This is a genomic window from Streptomyces sp. NPDC048461 (genome assembly GCF_055587105.1).
In genome coordinates, this window is the sequence record NZ_JBVJGW010000019.1 from 108489 (window position 1) to 127938 (window position 19450).

13 protein-coding genes are annotated in these 19450 nt (G+C 76.2%); 2 read left to right on the top strand and 11 right to left on the bottom strand.

The window, feature by feature from the left end:
- Positions 1 to 27 precede the first annotated feature (27 nt).
- The 4 genes from ACZ6S8_RS28275 to ACZ6S8_RS28290 form a co-directional block, all read right to left on the bottom strand.
- Positions 28 to 2100 carry a condensation domain-containing protein gene (locus ACZ6S8_RS28275; RefSeq protein WP_469460222.1) on the bottom strand — a complete coding sequence of 691 codons (2073 nt, stop codon included), beginning with the start codon at positions 2098 to 2100 and terminating at the stop codon, positions 28 to 30.
- Between the two features lie 152 nt (positions 2101 to 2252).
- A complete protein-coding gene (locus ACZ6S8_RS28280; protein ID WP_469460223.1) occupies positions 2253 to 3260 on the bottom strand; it encodes a 4'-phosphopantetheinyl transferase family protein in 1008 nt (335 codons plus the stop codon).
- A gap of 160 nt (positions 3261 to 3420) precedes the next feature.
- Entirely contained in the window at positions 3421 to 4383 is a 963-nt protein-coding gene (locus tag ACZ6S8_RS28285) for an SRPBCC family protein (protein ID WP_469460224.1), read from the bottom strand.
- Positions 4384 to 4449: 66 nt separating this feature from the next.
- The gene (locus tag ACZ6S8_RS28290) at positions 4450 to 5754 is read right to left on the bottom strand and encodes a helix-turn-helix domain-containing protein (RefSeq protein WP_469460225.1); all 1305 of its coding nucleotides are present in this window, start codon (positions 5752 to 5754) and stop codon (positions 4450 to 4452) included.
- A 643-nt stretch (positions 5755 to 6397) separates the two neighbouring features.
- On the opposite strand from ACZ6S8_RS28290, the gene ACZ6S8_RS28295 reads away from it, so the two are divergent.
- Positions 6398 to 6946, top strand: a complete 549-nt coding sequence (locus ACZ6S8_RS28295) for a flavoprotein (RefSeq protein ID WP_469460226.1) — start codon at positions 6398 to 6400, stop codon at positions 6944 to 6946.
- Positions 6947 to 7031: 85 nt separating this feature from the next.
- Here ACZ6S8_RS28295 and ACZ6S8_RS28300 read toward each other — a convergent pair whose 3' ends face one another.
- The 7 genes from ACZ6S8_RS28300 to ACZ6S8_RS28330 all read right to left on the bottom strand — a co-directional run bounded on the left by ACZ6S8_RS28300 (position 7032) and on the right by ACZ6S8_RS28330 (position 17762).
- The gene (locus ACZ6S8_RS28300; RefSeq protein ID WP_469460227.1) at positions 7032 to 8204 is read right to left on the bottom strand and encodes an epoxide hydrolase family protein; all 1173 of its coding nucleotides are present in this window, start codon (positions 8202 to 8204) and stop codon (positions 7032 to 7034) included.
- Positions 8205 to 8345: 141 nt separating this feature from the next.
- On the bottom strand, positions 8346 to 9167 hold the full coding sequence (locus tag ACZ6S8_RS28305; protein ID WP_469460228.1) for an AfsR/SARP family transcriptional regulator: 822 nt from the start codon (positions 9165 to 9167) through the stop codon (positions 8346 to 8348).
- Between the two features lie 646 nt (positions 9168 to 9813).
- Positions 9814 to 10620 (bottom strand): ScbR family autoregulator-binding transcription factor, encoded by an 807-nt coding sequence (locus ACZ6S8_RS28310; RefSeq protein ID WP_469460229.1) that lies wholly within the window; start codon positions 10618 to 10620, stop codon positions 9814 to 9816.
- Positions 10621 to 10697: 77 nt separating this feature from the next.
- Positions 10698 to 11576, bottom strand: coding sequence for an AfsR/SARP family transcriptional regulator (locus ACZ6S8_RS28315; RefSeq protein ID WP_469460230.1), 879 nt, complete (start codon positions 11574 to 11576; stop codon positions 10698 to 10700).
- 1585 nt (positions 11577 to 13161) lie between these two features.
- The gene (locus ACZ6S8_RS28320; RefSeq protein WP_469460231.1) at positions 13162 to 13965 is read right to left on the bottom strand and encodes a TetR family transcriptional regulator; all 804 of its coding nucleotides are present in this window, start codon (positions 13963 to 13965) and stop codon (positions 13162 to 13164) included.
- Between the two features lie 326 nt (positions 13966 to 14291).
- Positions 14292 to 14969 (bottom strand): ScbR family autoregulator-binding transcription factor, encoded by a 678-nt coding sequence (locus ACZ6S8_RS28325; protein WP_469460232.1) that lies wholly within the window; start codon positions 14967 to 14969, stop codon positions 14292 to 14294.
- A 1314-nt stretch (positions 14970 to 16283) separates the two neighbouring features.
- Complete coding sequence (locus ACZ6S8_RS28330; RefSeq protein WP_469460233.1) at positions 16284 to 17762, bottom strand: cytochrome P450 family protein; 1479 nt, start codon at positions 17760 to 17762, stop codon at positions 16284 to 16286.
- 499 nt (positions 17763 to 18261) lie between these two features.
- On the opposite strand from ACZ6S8_RS28330, the gene ACZ6S8_RS28335 reads away from it, so the two are divergent.
- Complete coding sequence (locus tag ACZ6S8_RS28335) at positions 18262 to 19218, top strand: ScbA/BarX family gamma-butyrolactone biosynthesis protein (RefSeq protein ID WP_469460234.1); 957 nt, start codon at positions 18262 to 18264, stop codon at positions 19216 to 19218.
- The last annotated feature ends 232 nt before the right edge of the window (positions 19219 to 19450 follow it).

Consider the following 19450-nt stretch of genomic DNA (forward strand, 5'->3'; position numbering starts at 1 on the left):
CGGGCGCCGCAGGCGGGCCGGGCACGGTCAGGGGCGCCCGGCCGGCAGGGCCGCGAGGCCGCGGGCGAGCGCGTCCGCGCTGTCCCCGGGGCCGGCCAGGCCGGTCATGAGCACGCTCACCGCGGCGCCCCCGGCGTCCGCGAGGAGCCGTGCGAGCGCGTACGCCGCCCCCGCTCCGGGGCCGCACCCGCCCAGCACCAGCCGCCCGCCGGGCTCCCGCAGGCCTGCCAGCGCCGCGGGGACGGCGGTGTACGGCGGCCCGTCGCACTCCAGCACGACGATCCTCTCGGGGCCCCGGTGGCGGCGGGCGAACAGGGCGTAGGCGCCGGCCGGTACGCCCGGGGCGGCCAGCAGGCAGACCACGGCGGCCGGGGGCCGGCCCGGGCGCAGTGTGTCCGGGGCGGGGCGCGGGGGTGCGGGCGGGCGGGGGGCCATGACGGGGGGGTCGGTGCCGGCGAGGAGGTCCAGGGCCCGGCCGACGGTGCAGTGGGGGGCGGTGAGGCCGGGCAGGCCCCGCAGCAGGGTGGTGCACTGGGCCAGGAGGGCCGCGGCGTCGGCGTCGGCCAGGCGTGCCCGGTCGTGGACGGCGTCCAGGAGCAGTGTGCCGCCCCTGTCGTGGCGGGCGCCGACCGTGACGGGCAGGGCGGTGGCGGTGCCCGTCGTGCGCGGCGGGCCGGCGGTGACGCCGCGGTCGGCGAGTTCCGCGCGTACGGCGGGCGGGAGTTCGGCCGGGGTGGTGAAGGAGACGGCGCTGTCGGCGAGGCGGGCCGGGCCCGGGCGGCCGGTCCAGGCGCGGATGAGGTCGGCGCTGACCCACGGGTAGGCCGCCAGGTCCAGGAGGGCGTCGCGTACCTGGTGCAGGAGTTCTCCCAGGGGCGCGGCGGGGTCGACCCGCACCGTCACCGGCAGGGGGCCCGCGGGTGGTCCGGGCAGGCCCGCGGCGCCGGGCAGGGCGGTGTCCCGGCCGTGGAGGCGGACCGCGAACGTCACGCGCAGGGGGCCGGGCCGGCCGGCCGCCCGGTACAGCAGCAGGGCCCAGGCGGCGTGCAGGGCGCTGCTCTCGCCGGCGCCCCGGTCGGCGGCCCAGGTGCGCAGGCGGGAGCTGTGCGGTTCTTCGAGGCGGGTGTGCAGGCGGCCGGCGCCGCTCTGGCCGGTGCCGGGGCCGGGGCGGCCCGCGGCGGTCGCCGGGCGGGCGGGGGGCGCGGTGCGCGTCCACAGCTCGCGGGCGCCGGTGCTGTCCTGGCGGGCCAGCCAGCGGGCGTGGTCGCGCAGGTCGGGGCGGCGTTCGCCGCCCGGCAGGCGGCCCCCGGCCAGGTAGGCGCGGTAGAACTCGCGGAGCAGGAGGTGGACGGCGTGTTCGTCGAGCAGGGCGCGGTGGCAGGTCAGCAGGATCCGGGCGGGTTCGGCCGCGCGTCCTTCCAGGACGTTCAGGCGCAGCAGGGGCGGGCGGGCGGGGTCCAGGCCGCGGCGGCGGTCGGCTTCGAGGAGGTCCTGCCAGGCGGTGGTGGTGCGGGTGTGGTGGGTGATGTCGACGGTGGCGCGGGGGTGCAGGACCAGGCGGGGCAGCGCCGTCCAGTCGAAGGCGGCCCGCAGGACCGACTCGCGTGCGGACAGGGACTGCCAGGCCGTGCGGAAACGGTCGCGGTCCAGGGGGCCGGACCAGTTCCAGTACACCTGTTCCAGGTCGCCTCCGCGGCCGGGCGGGCCGGCGGCGCAGTCCAGGAGCAGCTCGCGCTGGTGGCCGGTCAGGGCGACGGGGTCGCCGGCTCCCGGTCCGGGGCCCAGGAGGTCGGCCAGCAGTCCGGGGCGCAGCGGGGCGGGTTGGGCGGGGGCGGTGGGGGGCGTGTCCGGCGGGGGGTTGCCGGGCAGGGGGGTGCCGGGCAGGAGGCGCAGGGTGTGGCGGCCGGGCCCGCTGCTCTCCAGGGTGAGGTGGGTGCGGCGGTGGCGGCCGGCGATCCACGCGGCGAACCGTTCGGCGTGCGCGTCGTCGGGGAGCCCGCGCAGTTCCAGGGCGAGGGCGCCCGCGGGCGCGCCCGGGAGCACCTCGTGCACCACCGCGAGGAGCGTTGCGGGACCGTCCGCGGTGCCCGTACCGCTCATCCGGTCCTCCGGGCGGTGCGGGCCGGCGGGCGGGTGCGGCCGTGCCCCTCAGGCCCCGGCACGGACACGGTCCGGCGGGCACGGCAGGTGGGGCGGGCCGGGCGGATGGTGCGGGGTGTGCGGGTGGGGAGGTGCGGCGGGTTTCCTCGGGTTCACGGCGTACGCCCTCCCTCGCCCCGGCCGGAGGTGACCGGTCGCGGGAAGCGTAGTAGCGCGCCGGGTCCGGGCCCCTGTTCCTCGAGCGGGCCTGCAGCGTCCCGCGAACCGGTGTCGACCGGTGCCGGCGGCCCGTCCGGACCGGCGGGGACGGCAGGGGCGGCCGGGGCGGTGGGGGCGGGCAGGGCGGCGGCGGGGGTGGTGGGGCGGTGGTGGTGGGCTTCGCTGACCAGGTAGCGGTCCTGGACGAGGTGTCCGGCCACGCTCCAGTGCCCGGGCGCGAAGCCCGCGGTGCCCGCCAGCGGGGCCGGGGTGAGGCGGCCGCGGTCGTCGCGGGTGAACCCGAAGCCGGTCAGGGGGATCCCGGCGCCGGGGCCCAGGGCGCGGGCGCAGGCTTCCTTCAGGCCCCACAGCGCCAGCAGGCGGGCCCGGCGCTCCTGCTCGGGCAGCGCGGCCAGCGCCGCGCCCTCCTGCGCGGTGCACACCCGTTCCAGGAGCGGCCCGAAGTCGCTGTCGCGGTCGGTGTGCCGGGCGTGGACGCCGATCGGGCCGGTGCGGCTGACGCCGACCACGATCAGCTCGCCCGCGTGCGCCAGGGCGACGTCGACCTGCCCGTCCGGGCCGCGCAGGACGTGCCGTGCGCCGGGGCCGCGGTCCGGGTCCAGGGTGTGCGCGGGCACGTTCAGGGCGGTGGCGGCCGCGTACTTCGCGACGGCGCGGGAGACGGCGAACCGCATCCGCCCGGCCGCGGCCGGGCTGCGGCGGTAGCGCGGCCAGTCCTCGCCGAGGAGCTCGCGCAGCGCGGGGTCCAGGAGCACGGCGGTCATCCACTGCCCCCACGTCGTGCACACCACGGCCCGGCCGGTGTCGTCGAGGCGGTCGCCGGCCTCGTCCCAGGGCCCGTCCGGGCCGGGGACGTGCAGGGGCGCGCCGGGCGCGGGTGCGGCGGGCGCGGGGGTGTGTGCGGCGGGGGCTCCGGGCGGGCCGGAGCGGGCGGGGTTCATCCGCGGCCTCCTTGGGTTGCGCGTACCGTCGTGCCCCTCACGTACCCGTCGTCTCCTCGTCCGTGCCCGCGGGTGCGCGGACCGCGGCGCGGGCGGGTGTGTCCGCGCGGTGGGGCGTGCCCGCGCGGTGTCGCGTCCGCCCGTGTCCGTCCGCGGGTTGTCATCGCAGGCGGCGGACCGTGTTCTGGGCGTGCCAGCGGGCCAGGGTCAGTGTCTGGGCGCCGGCCCGTCCCAGCCAGGTGCGCACGTAGCGGCGGGCTTCGGCGAGGCCGGTGCCGGGGCCCAGGACCTCTTCGACGGCTTCCTCGCGGAGCATCACCTGCCGGGCGCAGACGGCGCGTACGCCGTCGCCGTCGGGTATCAGGGACCACTCGCCGCTGTGTGCGGCGATCAGGCGGGGTGTCACCAGTTCCTTGTAGACGATGCGGGCGGCGGAGGGGAAGCACAGGCGTACCGCCCGGGTGGCGAGGGTGCGGCCGTCGGGGGTGGCGCAGGTGTCGACGGAGGCGAGCTGCACGCCGGGGGTGTCCTCGACGACGGTGGCCGCCTCCACGTGGGGCAGGCGTTCGGGCCAGTCCGCGATCCGGTAGAGGAAGTCGTAGGCCGACTCGGCGGGGCCGGTCAGGTGCACGCTGTCCTCGAAGGACAGCAGGGTGGAGTCCAGGTGTTCCCAGCGTTCGGCGATGTCCTTGAGGTGGGCGAGTTCGGCGGCGGGCTCCTGCTGCCACTGGTGGCGGCTGCGGGCGCTCTCGGCGGCCGGGAGGTGTTCCAGGGTGCGGTCCTGGCGCAGGGTCAGCACGCAGTGGGCGTCGTCGAGGGCGCGGACCGTCCAGGTGCCGGTGGTGGGGGTGCCGGGCAGGGCGGTGTCCTCGCGTTCGAACTCCACGGTCCTGGAGTGCGGGTGCAGGATCCGGCGCAGGTGGAAGGAGCGGACCCGTTCGCCGGTCACGTCCCACAGCCGCAGCCGTTCGCGGACCCCGTCGAAGTCGATCCGCTCGACGTGGACGGGTGAGGGCAGCAGCAGCGGCCAGCGCACGGCGTCGGCGAGCAGGCCGTAGACCACGCCGGCCGGGGCGGCCACGGGCACGGTCTGCTCGCTGGTGTGCACGCGCTGCGCGGACATGGACCGGCCCTTCCTGGTCGTCGGTGCGGCTGTGCTCCAGCCTGCACCGGGGCACTCGAGGCTTCCTCAACCCCCGGCGGCGGGCGCCGCGGCCGGCGCGAAGACAGCCGGAGCAGCGGGAGCCGCGGCGGGCGTGGCGGGTGTGGGGGTGGCGGGGGGTGTGGGGGTGGCGGCCTGGGTGAGGGCGTCGGCCAGGACCCGCCAGATCTCGGCGGCGAGGTCGATGTTGGCGTCGTCCTGGGCCTGTTGGGCCAGGGTCCGCAGGCCCTGCACGCCGGCCGGGTCGCCGCCCAGGATCAGCAGCTGGTGGCGCAGGATCTCCAGCCGTACCCGGCCGCGGTAGGTCATCCGGAGCTGGTCGGCGGCGAGTTCGGCGAGCAGGGTGCGGGCCTGGTCGTAGTGGCCGGTGGCGAAGGCGAGGTCGGCTTTGAGGGCGGTGAGGTCCTGCCGCAGGGCGGGGGTCCCGGCGAAGGCGAGGGCGGCCTCGGCCTCGGCGGCGCGGCGGCCGGCCCGGACGGGGTCGGCGGGCAGCCGCTGCAGGTGCAGGCGGGCGGTGGTCAGGCGCAGCCGGATCCACAGGACGAGGTCTTCCTGGCTGCCGAAGCGGTCCAGGGCCTCGTCCAGGCAGGCCTGTGCGCCGGCGTAGTCGCCCTGGCGGACGCGGACGGCGGCGGAGGTCCACATGGCCTCGGCCCACAGGGCGTCGGTGCGGCCCTCGACGAGGGCGGTCAGCTCGTCGGCGTACACGCGGGCGTCGCCGACGCGGCCGGCTTCGGCCTGTACGGAGACCAGGGCGAGCAGGGCGGCGGCCCGGTCCTCGACGCCCAGCTGCTCGCCCAGGGCGATGCGGTGGGCCTCGACGGCGGCGTCCAGGGCGGGGGTGATCTCGCCGATGGAGCGCAGGCAGCGGGCGAGGCGGGTCAGGCCGCGGACGCGCAGCTCGCTGACGTCGACTTCCTCGCCGGCGGCGACGAGGCGGGTGAGGTGGTCGCGTTCGGCGGTGTGGTCGCCCTGGAGGCGGGCGGCGCGGGCCAGGAGCCACAGGGCCTGCCAGCGCAGCAGCGGGCTTTCGTGGCCCTCGGCGGCCAGGGCCCGGCGCAGGTCCTCGACGGCGTCGTGGGAGCCGGTGGACGCGGCGAGGGTCAGGGCGTGGGTGAGGGAGCCGGCGGCCTGTTCGCGGAAGTCGCCGGGTTCCAGGCCCAGCCGGCCGGCGAGGTAGTCCACGGCGCGGTCGGTGGGCTGGCGTGCGCCGGATTCCAGGCGGGAGAGGTAGCTGGTGGACATGCCCTCGCCGGCCAGCGCGGTCTGTGACAGGCCCCGGGCCGTCCGCAGCTTCCTGAGGCGGTGTCCGAACGCGGGCTGTCGCAGCATGGGCATCCCTGGGGTCGCGGGGAAACAATTCTGTCGGGTAACCGGCACCGAGCGTAGGGTCGGCGGCAACACGCGGGCAAACCTTTGCCACCGGTTCCCGGCCCCTCTCGTGCGGACGTCATGCGTTCCTTGAGCGGTTCTCGACCGGGTCGAGGCAGACTCTCCAGAACCGGCCGTCGGACCGGCCGTTGACCTGCTCTTCCCGCAATTCAGCGCCTTGGAGTCGACGATGAGGCCACCGGCGTGCGCACCGCACGTGTCCCGGACACCCGCAGCACACGTCCCCGCCCCGCCGGCCGCGGCCCGCACCCCGGGACGGGCCCGCGGCGCGTACCCGGACGACGACATCGACTGGCCGTGACGGCCCCCCTGCCGCCCTGCCACCCCCTGCCCCCCCTGTCACCCCTGTCACCCCTGTCACCCCTGTCACCGCGTGCCGCCCCTGCCGCTTCCTCCCGGCGGCCGGAATACGGGGCACGGGGTACGGGGTACGGGGCGGGACCGTGCGGGGTTGCGGCCCGGTGCGGTGAGGGGGCGCGGTGAGGGAGTCCGGCGCGGGGTGCGGGGCGGGGCGGGCCGTGCGGAGGGTGCTGCGGGTGGGCGGGGGCTCGGCACGGTTCGCGCCATATGATCACATGGCGGTATGACCACGAGGACGCTCTACCTGTTCTGCTCCGCCGCCCCGCCCGTCTTCGACGTGGCCCATGTGATCGAGGACGCCCAGGCCCGCGGCTGGGACGTGTGCCTGGGGCTGACGCCCACGGCGGCGCACTGGGTGGCGGGGAGCCTGGACGGGCTGGCCGCGCTGACCGGGCATCCCGTGCGCTGGCAGTACAAGCTGCCCGGTGAGGACGACGTGTGGCCGGCGGCCGACGCGCTGCTGTTCGCGCCCGCCACCTTCAACACCGTCAACTCCTGGGCCCTGGGCCTGACCGACCGGTTCGTCGTCGGGGTGGCCGCCGAGGCCCTCGGCAAGGCCACTCCCGCCGTCGCCGTGCCCTGCACCAACAGCGCCCTGGCCGCGCACCCCCGGTTCGAGCCGTCCCTGGCCGTGCTGCGCGGCGCCGGCGTCGAGGTCCTCTGGGGCGAGGGCGGCTTCACCCCCGGCCCGCCCGGCCAGGACGCCCCGCCGCACTTCCCCTGGCAGGCCGCGCTGGACGCCGTGGGCCGGGCGGGCACCGCCCAGGCCTGAACCCCCGCCCGGCACCCGCCCCTCGCCCGCCCGGCACGGAGCCCGGACGGGGCGGAGCAGAGTGCGGCTGGCCGGGGGTGTGGGGTCAGGTGAGGTCGCGGAAGAAGGCCCGTACGTCTGCGACGAGGAGGTCGGGGACCTCCATGGCGGGGAAGTGCCCGCCCCGGTCGTAGGAGGTCCAGCGCACGATGTTGTCGGTGCGGGCGGCGATGTGGCGCAGCGGGATGAAGTTGTCGTGGGGGAAGTCGGCCAGCGCGGTCGGCGTGTGCGACACCTCGGGCGGCTGCCCGGCGTAGTCGGCGTGCGCCCGCTCCCAGTAGATCCGGGCGGCGGAACCGGCCGTCCCCGTCAGCCAGTACAGCATCACGTTGGTGAGCATCTGGTCGCGGTCCACCGGGCAGGACGGATCGGCCCACTCGGTGAACTTCTCCCCGATCCAGGCCAGCAGCCCGGCCGGCGAGTCGTTCAGCCCGTAGGCGAGGGTCTGGGGGCGGGTCGCCTGGATGTCGGCGTACCCCTGCCGCTCGCGCGTCCAGGTCCGCATGCGCTGCCAGGAGGCCAGCGTCCGCTCCCGCTCGCCGCTCTCCAGCGCGGCCAGTTCCGCCGGGCCGGGCTCGGCGGACGCCCCGGCGCCGGGCAGCAGGTTCAGGTGGACCCCGGTCACGTTCCCGGGGCGGATCCTGCCGAGCTCCCGCGAGATCGCCGCGCCCCAGTCACCGCCCTGGACCCCGTACGCCCGGTACCCCAGGCGCTCCATCAGTACCCCGAAGGCCCGTGCGACCCGCTTGAACTCCCAGCCTCGGTCGCGGGTCGGCCCCGACAGCCCGAAGCCGGGGATGGAGGGCAGCACGAGGTGGAAGGCGTCGGCCGGATCGCCGCCGTGGGCCCGCGGATCGGTCAGCGGGCCGGCGACCTGCTGGAACTCCACGATGGAGCCGGGCCAGCCGTGGGTCATCAGCAGCGCTCTCGCACCGGGTTCGGGCGAGCGCAGGTGCGCGAAGTGCACCCGCGCCCCGTCGATGACGGCCGTGAACTGCGGCCAGGCACCGAGGCGTTCCTCGGCGGCCCGCCAGTCGTAGGTGTGGCGCCAGTAGCGGACGAGGTCGCGGGCCCGGCCCAGCGGCATCCCGTACGCCTCCCCCGCACCGGGCAGTTCGTCGGGCCAGCGGGTGCGGTCCAGGCGTACGGCCAGGTCGTCGAGGTCTTCCTGGTCCACGTGGAGGCGGTAGGGGACCGGGTCTTCGTCTGCACGGTTCATATGCCCCGCATGCTAGGGGGTGCCGTCAAAGCCGTTCCGTTCGCCCGCGGGGCGGGCCGTGCGGTGTCCGGCGTGCCGGGTCCGCCCCGCGGGTGCACGGACGGGACGGCTTCGGCTGCATCCCCCCGGGGGTGGGCCGTCTCACACGGCGTACAGGTCGAACGTCGAGCCGCGCCGTGCCCCCGCCTGCACGTCCAGGGCGGGGTCGACGGCGAGCATCGCCTGGTGGAGGCGCTGCAGTTGGGGTGAGGGCTCCACGCCGAGGTCTTCTATGAGGCGGGCTCTGAGTCTGCGGTAGACGTCCAGGGCGCCGGCCTGGCGTCCGGCGCGGTAGAGGGCGACCATGATCTGCGAGTGGAGTCCCTCGTGCTGGGGATGGCGGGCCGTCAGATCGGCCAGCTCGGCGAGGAGTTCACTGTGGCGGCCCAGGCGCAGGTCGGCGTCGATGCGGCGCTCCACCGTCACCAGGCGGCTCTCGCGCAGCCGCATCACCTCGATCTCCAGGACCGGGCCCAGGCGCACGTCGACCAGTGCCGGCCCCTGCCACAGTGCGAGCGCCGCGCGCAGCGCCGCCGCAGCGCCCTCGTCGTCCCCGCGCACGACCAGGCCCCGGCCCCGCACGACCAGGCGCTCGTACTCGTGCACGTCCACCGACTCCGGCGGGATCTGCAGGAGGTAGCCGCCGTGCCGGGTCGCGAGGACCTCCTTGGCGCCGCCGGGCCCGCCCGGGCCCATCGCGGTGCCCAGGCGGCGGCGCAGCTGGAGGATGTACGTCTGCAGGGTCGTCAGCGCGCTCTGCGGCAGACCGGTGCCCCAGATCTCCTCCATGAGGGTGGGCACCGGCACCACCCGCCCCGGGTACAGGGCGAGGAGGGTGAGGATCTGCCGCGGCTTGCGGGCGCTCGGAACGATCGATCCCCCGTTGACCTCGGCGGTCAACGGACCCAGCACCTGTATCTTCACGGTCTCCCCCGCACGTCGTCGCGTTCCCCTGGACTGTTCGGCGCTCGGCGCCCGGCGCTCGGTATTCGGCGTCTGCGTGCGTCCTGCGCCCCGCGCACCGCGGACCGTGCCGGGCGCCCCCGCGCCGGGCGTCCCGCGCCCGGTGTCCCGTGCCCGGTGTTCCGTGGTGCCGTGCCGGTGGTGGGCCGGTGGACCCGGTGTGACGGTGGGCCCGGTGAGCCGGTGTGGCCGGTTCGGGCACGGTAGCGAGCCCTGGCCGGGGTCACCGGATCCTCGAGCCGCTTTCGAGTCCGCCTCCACGGGGTGCGGCACCGGGGCCACCGATACCGCAGGGCGGACCAGGTGCGGGTGCGGCTGCGGGCCCCGTGCCGGCGGGGCGGGGCACGTGCCGGTGCGCTAGCGGGGCGGTGCGGGGGTGTCGTGCGGGCGCACGGGGCCGGGGAGCGGGGCGCCGGGGGCGGCCGGGCCCGTACGGTTCACGCCGGCCGCGGGCGGCGTGCTCCGCGGTGGTGGTGCGGGGCTCTCCGGTGGGACGCTGCGGGTGTCGGCCGGGGGCGCGGCGGGGGGTGCGGGGTCCAGTGGTGCCGCCCACAGCGGCACCACGGTCCTGCCGTTCGTCCTGCCGTTCACGCCCACCGGGCCCGGGTCACCGGCTGCTCCGTACCGCTTCCGCGGCCGCGTGGCGGCCGTCCGGGGCGCCCACCGCATCCCGGGCGTCCGGGATGCCGGGGGCGTCCGGGGCGCAGGGGGTGTCCGCGGCCGTGGGGGTGTCCCCGGCCGCGGGGGTGAGGGGGGCGCGTTCGGGGCCGATGGCGGCCGCGGCCTGCGTGCGGTACTCCCGTGTCCGGTCCTCGGCCACCAGGGCGGGCAGCAGCAGGGCCCACAGCGCGGTCACCTTGCGCTGGAGTTCGCCGTAGGGCATCCCGGTGCCGGACATGACCTCGATCCCGCACGCGGCGGCCACGACCAGCGCCTGCGCGCCGTCCCAGGCGCGGCCCTGCGCGGAGAGTTCGCCCGCGTCCCGTGCCAGGCGCAGCAGGGTGGAGACGGCGGAGATCCACGCGGCGTGGAAGTCGACGACCGCGGGGCGGGTGCCGGCCGGTGCCCGTGGCGGCGCTCCGCACTCCTTGGTGATGCGGAAGCTCGCCGCGACGGCCGGGTCGGCGTGGAGCGTCCACGCCAGCCAGTGCGTGGTGTCGATGAGGGCCTGCAGGGGCGGGACCCCGGACTCGCGCAGGGCCCGTACCGAGTCGTGCAGCAGTGCGCATCCGCGTTGCTGCACGGCTTCGGCGAGTTCGTCCTTGGAGGCGAAGTGGAAGTACAGCGCCCCTTTCGTCACTCCGGCCGCGCTCGCGATCTCTCCCAGCGTCGCGTTGGCGTAGCCGTTGCGGTGGAACATCTCGGCCCCGGCGTAGACCAGCCGCCTACGGGTCCGTTCCGACCTTTCCTGCACCGAGCCGTCTCCTCTCACCACCGACAGCACCCCCGGGGCCTCGCGGGCCCCGTGGTTCGCCGAGCCCCCCGGGGGGCTCAGACGCGTACGAGCCTCTCGCCACCGGAGTCCGCACCGGATCCGGTCTCGGTCAGGCTTTCGGGGCCCGCCATCAGGATGGAGCGCTGCAGGCGGCGCAGGGCCACCGAGGGCTCCAGGCCCAGTTCCCGTACGAGGGTTCCGCGCAGCCGCTGGTAGACGTCCAGGGCCTCGCCGCGGCGGCCCGAGCGGTGCAGGGCGAGCATGAACTGGCCGTGGAGGTTCTCGTGGGTGCGGTAGCGGCTGGCCAGGACCGTCAGCTCGGCCAGGAGTTCACGGTGCCGGCCCAGCCTCAGGTCGGCCTCGATCCGCTGGTCCAGGGCGCACAGGCGGGTCTCCTCCAGCCGCCGGGTCTCCATGTCGAGCTGGACGCCGCCCTGTACGTCGGCGAACGCGGGCCCGGACCACAGGGCCAGCGCCTCGCGCAGCAGGCGGGCCGCGCCGGCGAAGTCCCCGGCGTCCATCGCCCGGTAGCCGGTCCCGGCGAGCCGGTCGAACTCCCTGACGTCCAGGATGCCGCCGCCGCTGGAGAGGAGGTAGCCGCCGGGCAGCGTGACCAGCACGTCCTTCGCGGTCCGCGCCGGAACCTGCGGTCCGGGGCCGCCGTCAGGCCCGCGGTCGGGGCCCGGGTCGGGGCCGCCGCGTTCCAGGGCGGTCGCGATGAGGGCACGTAACTGCAGGACGTACGTCTGGAGCGTCGTACGGGCACTGCGGGGCGGTTCACCCGCCCACAGCTCCTCTATGAGGGCCGAGACGGGTACCACCTGATCGGCATGGAGGGCCAGGAGCGCCAGGACCTGCCGGGGCTTGGGGGCGGTCGGTGTGATGGAGAGTCCGTTCTCCCGCACAGCCAACGCGCCCAGTACATCGATGTCCACGCCGTACTCCCCTGTCCTTGGATGAGTCGCACCGCCAGTAGAAAACAGGACCGACGGTTTGTCAATATCAAACCGGTCGTGCTGTTTTGGATACCAGCGGGACGCCACCACGGCTCAAGTACCGTCCCTGAACTGTGTGTTCACCTGTCTCCGCGCGGTGGGGGTGGGGCCCGGAACCCCTCGACCAACCCTCGACGCGCGCAGGGGAACCCCTTCAACCCCCACCGTAAAGAGACCATGCGGTCTGTTCTGTTGGCGGTCCGGAACGCAAGCCCCCGGGGCACAACCGGAGTCGGCGGACCGGGCGCAGGGGCCGTACGGGCCGGGTGCCCGCACGGCGTACCGGACTCCGCGAGCCGGGGCGGCGGACGCCGCGCCGTACGGGAAGCCCGCGCGGACCGGGCCGGGAGACGGCGCATCCGGAACGGCCTGCGCCCCGGCGCCGCCCGGGCCCGGGGCAAGCCCGACGGCGGCGCAAACAGCCCGCCCGGCCCGGCCCCGGCCAACCCGGACAGGTGGCACGGACGCAGGCGCCGCGCGGACTGCCGCCGCGATCGGCACGGCACGGCACGCGGGGCCCACCCGGGCAACCGCCCCCGAGCACACGGCCCATGCCCCCGGCCGGGGCGCCGGCGGGGCGGCGGGGCGGCGGGGCGGCGGGGCGGCACGGGCGGGACGGGGGGCAGTGGGGAGGGCGGCGCGGCGGGCGCAGCGCCTGCACCGGCCGGCAGTGCCGGCACACCGACCGCGCCGTGGCGGCCGGTGCAGGCCGCCAGGCCGCGCGCAGGCCGTGGCGGCCGGTGCAGGCGTGCTCTTGCCCTCTGCGTGCCGATGCCGGTGGGGTGGTGCGGTGGGGTGGTGCGGTGGTGCGGTGCGGTGGTGCGGTGCGGTGCACCGGCGCTGCTGCCGCGGTCCAGGATGGCGCTCCCCCGTTCCCGTGGTGCCGTGTTCCCGGGCTGCACCGGGGGTCGTCCCATCCGGGCCCCGTAGCCGATCCGTTGCCGTCGCACCGCACCGCACCGCACGGTGCGCGCCGGGCGCCGCGTCCCGCACCGCGCCGCCCGGGCGGACCACCCCGGCCGGCCTGCCGCTGCCCGCCCCGCCTTCGACTCCCGCCCCGGCTCGCTGCCGGCCCGGGGCTCCGGCCGGAGCCCGGCCACCGCACCGGCTCGGGGCTTCGGCTCCCTCTCGCAACTCCCCGCCGGGTGCCCGGCTGCGGCTCCCCTCCCGGGCCTGGCTCCGGCCCCGCCCCCGGCGCCCGGAGACGACTCCCGTTCCAGTTCCCTTCCAGGGCCCCCGGCTTGGGGGCGGCCCGGAGGCGGCCCGTGGCCGACTCGGGTGCCAGGGCCGTGGGGCACGGCTCCGGCACCGGTAGGGGCTGCGGTCCGGGCTCGGGGCCCGCCCGGGAGCCCGGACGGGGAGCTCCCGCCCAGGGGCGCAGCCCGGGGCCAACTCGGGCTCCAGGGGCCGGGCACGACTCGGACTCCGGTACCGGGCGGGGGCTGCGGGCCGGGCTCGGGGCCTCGGCCAGGAATTGCGGGCAGAACCCGGGCCCCGGCCAGCTGCGGGGGTCTGTAGGGGGGTTCTAGGCCTTCTCCGGGGTGCGGGGGGTCTCGGCGCGGCCGGCGGGCGATCCCTGGGGCAGCAGCTCGTCCAGGGTTCCGGCCGCCGCGAGCCGCGGCAGCATCAGCGACCAGAACCGGGTGAGGGTGTGGGGCGCGACCCAGTCCCGCTCTCCGGCACCCAGGACCTCCAGCCCCACCGTGGAGGCGACCACCGCGCTCGCCGCGTCCCGCGCGCTGACCCCCTCGGCCAGGGCTCCCTCCCGGGCCGCCGCCCCGACCGCCTCCTGGACCCACAGGGTCCACTGCCGCCGCAGGTCGACCCCGCTCCTGCGGGAGGCGTCCGCGCACAGCCCGTACCCGGCCCGTACCACCACGTCCCCCGCGAGCAGCGCCATCAGCGCGTGCGTGGAATCCACCAGCACCTGCAGCGCGTTCGGCCCCGGCGGCCCCCCGCACCGGCCGGCGCCCACCCCGCCCGCCACACCCAGCACACAGGAACCACCCGCCGCACCGGACGCACCGGACAGCGTGTCAGCGGTGTCGGTAGCCGCCGCCGTACCAGCCGGGGCCGGGGTCGGAGTCGGGGTCGGGAAGACGCGCCGGCCTGCTGTGATGTGCCGCAGGGCCTCGGCCGCACGGTCCTCGACGGCCTGGGCGAGCGCGGTCTTGCTCTCGAAGTGGAAGTGCAGACCGCCGGCGCTCACCCCGGCCCGGCGGCTGATCGCCGCGATCGAGGCGGTGACGAACCCCTGCTCGGCGAACACCTCCGCGGCGGCACGGACCAGAGATTCCCGCGTGCGCGCCGCACGCTCCTGCTTCGCCATGGAGTCTCCACAAACCGCCAACGCGGTTTGCCTCAGGGGGTACAAGATCTTCGCGGTCACAGTCGGCCGCCTCACCGGAGCCCGGCTCGCGTCCCGCTGGAGGCGCCGCCCGGGCGGCCGGAACCCGCCGCCGCGGCCCGGCCCCGGCCGGCCGCCGCGCCCGGGGACGGCCCGGGCATCCGCGGCCGCAGCCTTCCCCGCTCCCGTACCCGCCGGACGCCGCGCAACACCGGCACGGAAGAACGGAACGCCGCGGCATCCCGCCCCGCAGCCCCGCCCGGCGCCCCCGCGGACCGCCCCGGCGGCCCGTACGCGAACGGGCGGGGTCAGGAGAACGCCGGGTCGGGCTCCGGCACCGGCAGCCCCGGCCCCGGCCTCATCTCCGCGGTCACGCGCTGCCCCCGGTCGGGGGCGATGTCCAGGCGCGCGAGCATCGCGGGCGTCGCGATGCTCGGGCAGATGTGCTGGTAGACGGCCGCGACCCGCTCCTCGATGTCCGTACGGTCACTGAGGGTCTGGGAGTAGATCTGCACACCCGTCCAGCAGGCCGAAAGGATCCACGCCGTCTCCGCCGGGTCCACGTGCGGCAGCAGCTCGCCCTGCTCCTTGGCCCGGCACAGCAGGGTCCGCGTGAACTCGATCCAGCCCGGCACCGACCCCCCGCCGAAGATCTCCCGCATCCCCGGGCCCAGCGAAAGCCGCGCCCCCGCGCTGAGCATCGGCTCGCGTTTCATCCGGTACGCCAACACCATCGCCACGTCGACGAGTTCCTGCAGCTTGCTCTCCCGGTGGGGCACCCCGCCCTCGGCGAACTGCTCGTCCAGGACACCCTGGGCCAGCTCCTGCTTGGAGGCGAAGTGGAAGTAGAGGGCGCCCTTGGTGACACCCGCCCGGGAAAGGATGTCGGCGATGGTGGCCGCGTCGTAGCCGCGCTCGTCGAAGACCGACGCCGCGGCCTCCAAGATCGCGCGACGCGTACGTACCGCACGCTCCTGCCGTGCCACGGTGCCTCCGTTGTCCGAGGGCTCGTACCCGCCCGATCCGCATACCGGATCGGCCACCCTCACTAAAACCAACCAGAAGGTCCGTATTTTATCAAGCGGCCGTGAACGGCCCCCGAACACCCGCCCCGCACCACCACCCCCGAACCCTCCCGCCCCAACCGCCCCTTGCACCCCACCAACCCCACTGGCCACACCCCCCGACCACCCCACACCGCTCCCGGCCCCTCACGGACCGCTCACGCACCCGACCCCCGCACCACACCCCCACCCCACACCCCACACCCCGGAATCCCCCGCCGCACCTTCACGTCCGGAACCCACCCCACCCACCCGAACGACCGGCGCACCCCACCCGCCACACCCCCGGCCGGCCGGGCCCCCGCACCCCCACGCGCCGAGCACCCCGCTTCCGGCCCTGCGTCACACCCGCAGCCCCGCGACGCCCCGAACGCCCCGCGTCCCGCGCGGAGTCCGCCGAAGGACCCCCGGCCCGTCCCCCGGCGCCCACCGCGGCCCGTACGACCCGGCCACCGCGCCCTGCGGCCCCACCGGCTCACCCCACCCGGCACGCCCACGCACCGCACGGCACCGCACCCGAACGCCCCACGCCCCACGCGCCGCACGCATGACAGCCCGCACGCTTCCCCGCCGGCACGCCCGGGCGCACCGCGGACGGTCCCACGCCCTCCAACACCCCGCGTCCTCCGCCCTGGAGCCCCACGCCCGGCACCCGGCATCCCGGCAGGACCTGGAGGACCTGGAGGACGCCCCGCACCCCACACGCACCGGCGCCACACCCGTACACCCCACCACCCGCACCGGGCGCCTCGTACCGTCCCGGCCCGCCTCTTACGACCCGAACGCCCGCGCCCCACCCGCCCCGAGCACCCGGTGCGCACCACCACGGGGACAGTCCTGCTCCGCCCCGCAGACGCACCGCGGCGGCGCCGCGGCGGCGGCCAGGCGTCCTTGCCCCCCGGCTGGCCCTCGCCCTCCCGGTCCTCGCGCTCCCGCGCCCCGTAGGCCCGTACGCCCGTAGGCCCGTACGTCCGTACGTCCGTACGTCCGGGCCCCGTTCTCCGGGCATCCGTGACCGTCGCGCACCGCAGCCCGCCCAGGCTCGTGCCTCCGTGCCCTCGCGCCGCCGGGATGCCGCTCCTGCGCCCCCTGGGCGCCCCGGCTCCCGGCGGCCGCTCCCGGCGGCCCCGGGGCCGCCGGAGAGCCCCTCGGAGGGGCCCTGCGGGCTCGGGCGGGGCCGGGGGGCCGGCTGGGGTGTCCGGGGGTCTGGAAGAGGGGGGGTGTCCCCTGGGGGGGTCAGGTGTCGCGTGCGGGTTCTCCCAGGAGCACGGGCAGCTCGCTCAGCCCGTTGGAGATGAACGACTCCACCCGGCCCGGTTCCCCCGACTCCCCCAGCGCCAGTGCCGCTTGGGGGAAGCGTTCGAACAGGCGCCGTACCGCGATCGCGCACTCCAGGCGGGCCAGGGTCGCCCCCAGGCAGTAGTGCGTCCCGAACCCGAACGACAGGTGCTGGCCGCGGCTGGGGCGCGTGGCGTCGAAACGGTCCGCGTCCGGCCCGTGGAGGTCCGGGTCCCGCCCCACCGACCCGAAGGAGACGATGATCGGGTCCCCCTTCGGGATGACGACGCCCTCACCCATGTCGATGTCCTCCACCGCGAACCGCACCAGCCCGTAGGAGGCCGGCGGCTCGATGCGCAGCGCCTCCTCCACGACGTCGTCCCAGGAGACGGCGCCCTCCCGGACCAGTTTCAACTGGGCGGGGTTGCGGAGCAGTTCGTACAGGGCGGTGCTGATCAGGTTGACGGAGGTCTCGTAGCCGGCCGTGAAGAGCAGGATCAGGTTGTCGACCAGCTCCTTCTCGCTGAACCGCTCCCCCGCCCCGCCCCCATCCCGCGCCGCGGGCGGCCCGCCCGCGGCCCGCCCGGCGGCGGGGCAGCCCGCGACCGGCCCCGGCGCCCCCGCCCCGACGCCCGCCCCGGCCAGGGCAGTCCCGGCCCCGGCGGCAGCACCGGCACCGGCACCGGCGGCGGCGGCGGCGTTCGCAGCACCAGCCCGGGGAGCGGCCACTGCGCCGGCCGCGGCTTCGGCGGCTTCGGCCAGCGCATCGGCGGTGTCGGCCGCGGCGGCGGCGTCGCGGGCGGCGATCAGGGCGCTGGTCATGTCGTCGCCGGGGTGCTCGCGCCGGTAGGCGACCAGGCCGGCCATGGTGACGTGGAGGTCGGCCGCGTTGCGCTGGGCGTCCTCGGCGGTGATCGCCGTGTCGAAGAACGCCTTGATTATCTTGTGCAGGGGCGCCCACCAGCGCTCCGGTATCCCGAACAGCTCCGAGACGATCCGCGTCGGCAGCTCGTGCGCGAACTCGCCCCGCAGATCCACCACACCGCCCTCCGGGAGCGCCTGGAGCCGGTCCAGGAGCCCGGTGACGACCTCCTCGATCCGGGGCCGTATCGCGGCGACCCGCCGCGAGGTGAACGCGGCGGCCACCGGTCTGCGCAGACGCGTGTGCTCCTCCCCGTACGCGGTGATCATGTTCTGCACCGACACCCAGATCGCCAGCGGCCACTCGGCGCCGACCTCCCCCGCGGCCCACGCGGGCCAGTGACGGTAGGCGTCCTTGGACACCCGCGGATCGACCAGCAGACGGCGGATGTCCGCGTGGCGGGTCACCGCCCACGCACCGACCCCTCCCGGCAGCAGCACCGGCACCGCCGGCGCCTGCTCGCGGAAACGGGCCGCCTCGGCATGCATCCGCACGCCGGAAAGATCGATCGCCATCGGGCACTGACGGTTCATCTGGGAGCTCTCCAGGATGGACGGCGGCGACAGGGTGTACCGGACAGTCAACACCCTGTTTAAAAAACCGCCCATCCGGTTCTTAACTTACCGGCGGCGGCCCCGAGTCTTACACCGACCCACCCCCCCTGCCAATGGTTTGCCGGGCCCGGCCCGGCGCACCGCCGCCCCCGGGAACCCGGACGGCGGCCGCCGTCTGAACGGCGCGTGCCGACACCCTGTCGGACCGGCGCATACGACCGGAAGCGCGGTTCCCACTTGGAGCCGCGGGCCGGGCGGCACGGCCGGCGCCTCCCGCCCCGATATCCGCTGGTCGGCGTCATGCCCGCCCCCCGCCACCACGGCCGGCCGGCCCCGGCCCCGGCCGGCGGGCGACATCCGCACCCCGCTCGGACCTTGCAAACAAAACCGGAGAGTCCGTATCTTGCGAATCGCGTGAGCAACCCGTCCCATCCGTCAAACGGTTCCGCGGGAGATGTCCATGACCATGCTGACGATCCAGACGAACACCCCCGTCCTCCCCCTGCCCGAAACGGGGCACACCTGGACACGCTGTAACGAAGTACCGGGGCTGACCACCACCGTCCCCCGGGAGTACGTCCACCGCCGTTCCCTGGCCGAGGTGTTCCTCACCGGCTGCGAGCGCACCGGCGAGGACACCTACCTCCTGACCGGACAGTGGCCCCGCGCCCACACCTTCTTCACCAGCGCCGACGGCACCAGCCACGACCCCGTCCAGGCCGGCGAGACCGTCAGACAGACCGGCCTCTACCTCTGCCACGCCGTCTACGGCGTCCCCCTCGGCCACAACGTCCTGCTCTGGAGCCTGGACTTCACCTCCCGGCCCGAACGCCTGCGCATCGGCCGCAGCCCCAGCGACCTCGCCATCCACGCCTCCTGCACCGGCTTCGGCTGGAAAGGCAACCGCTTCTCCGGCCACCTCGAAGTCACCATCCACCGCGGCGGGGAACCCGTCGCCCGCGGCACCGCCACCTTCACCTGCGTCGCCCCCTCCACCTACCGCAGGCTCCGCGGCGACCACGGCCAGACCGGCTTAACCCGACCCCTCCCCCGCCGCACCCCCATACCCCCCGCCCACGCCGGCCGCATCCTCCCCCTCGACGTCGTCCTCGCCCCCACCGACCACCCCCGCCGCTGGCAACTCAACCCCGACCTCGACCACCCCATCCTCTTCGAACACGCCAACGACCACCACCCCGGCATGGTCCTCATCGAAGCCGCCCGCCAAGCCGCCACCGCCCTCCACCCCCCCGGCACCTACACCCCCGCCTCCATCGCCACCCGCTTCCACCACTACGCCGAACTCGACACCCCCTGCTGGATCGACGCCACCCCCACCACCCCCGGCCACGTCGACATCACCGGCCACCAAAACGGCCGCACCATCTTCACCTCCACCGTCACCACCCACCCCTAACCCCACCCACCCACACCCACACCCGCACCCGCACCCGCACCCGCACAACCACCGGCCCCGCACCGCCGGTACAACGCCCCACCACACCACACCACCCGCCCGAATCCCGGCCTCCGGCTTCATTGCCACCCGACAGCGAAACGGCACCACCACCGCACAAGACCAGCCGGCCTGCTTCACCACCCGCCGCACCACCGCACCACCGCACCACCGCACCACCGCACCACCGCAC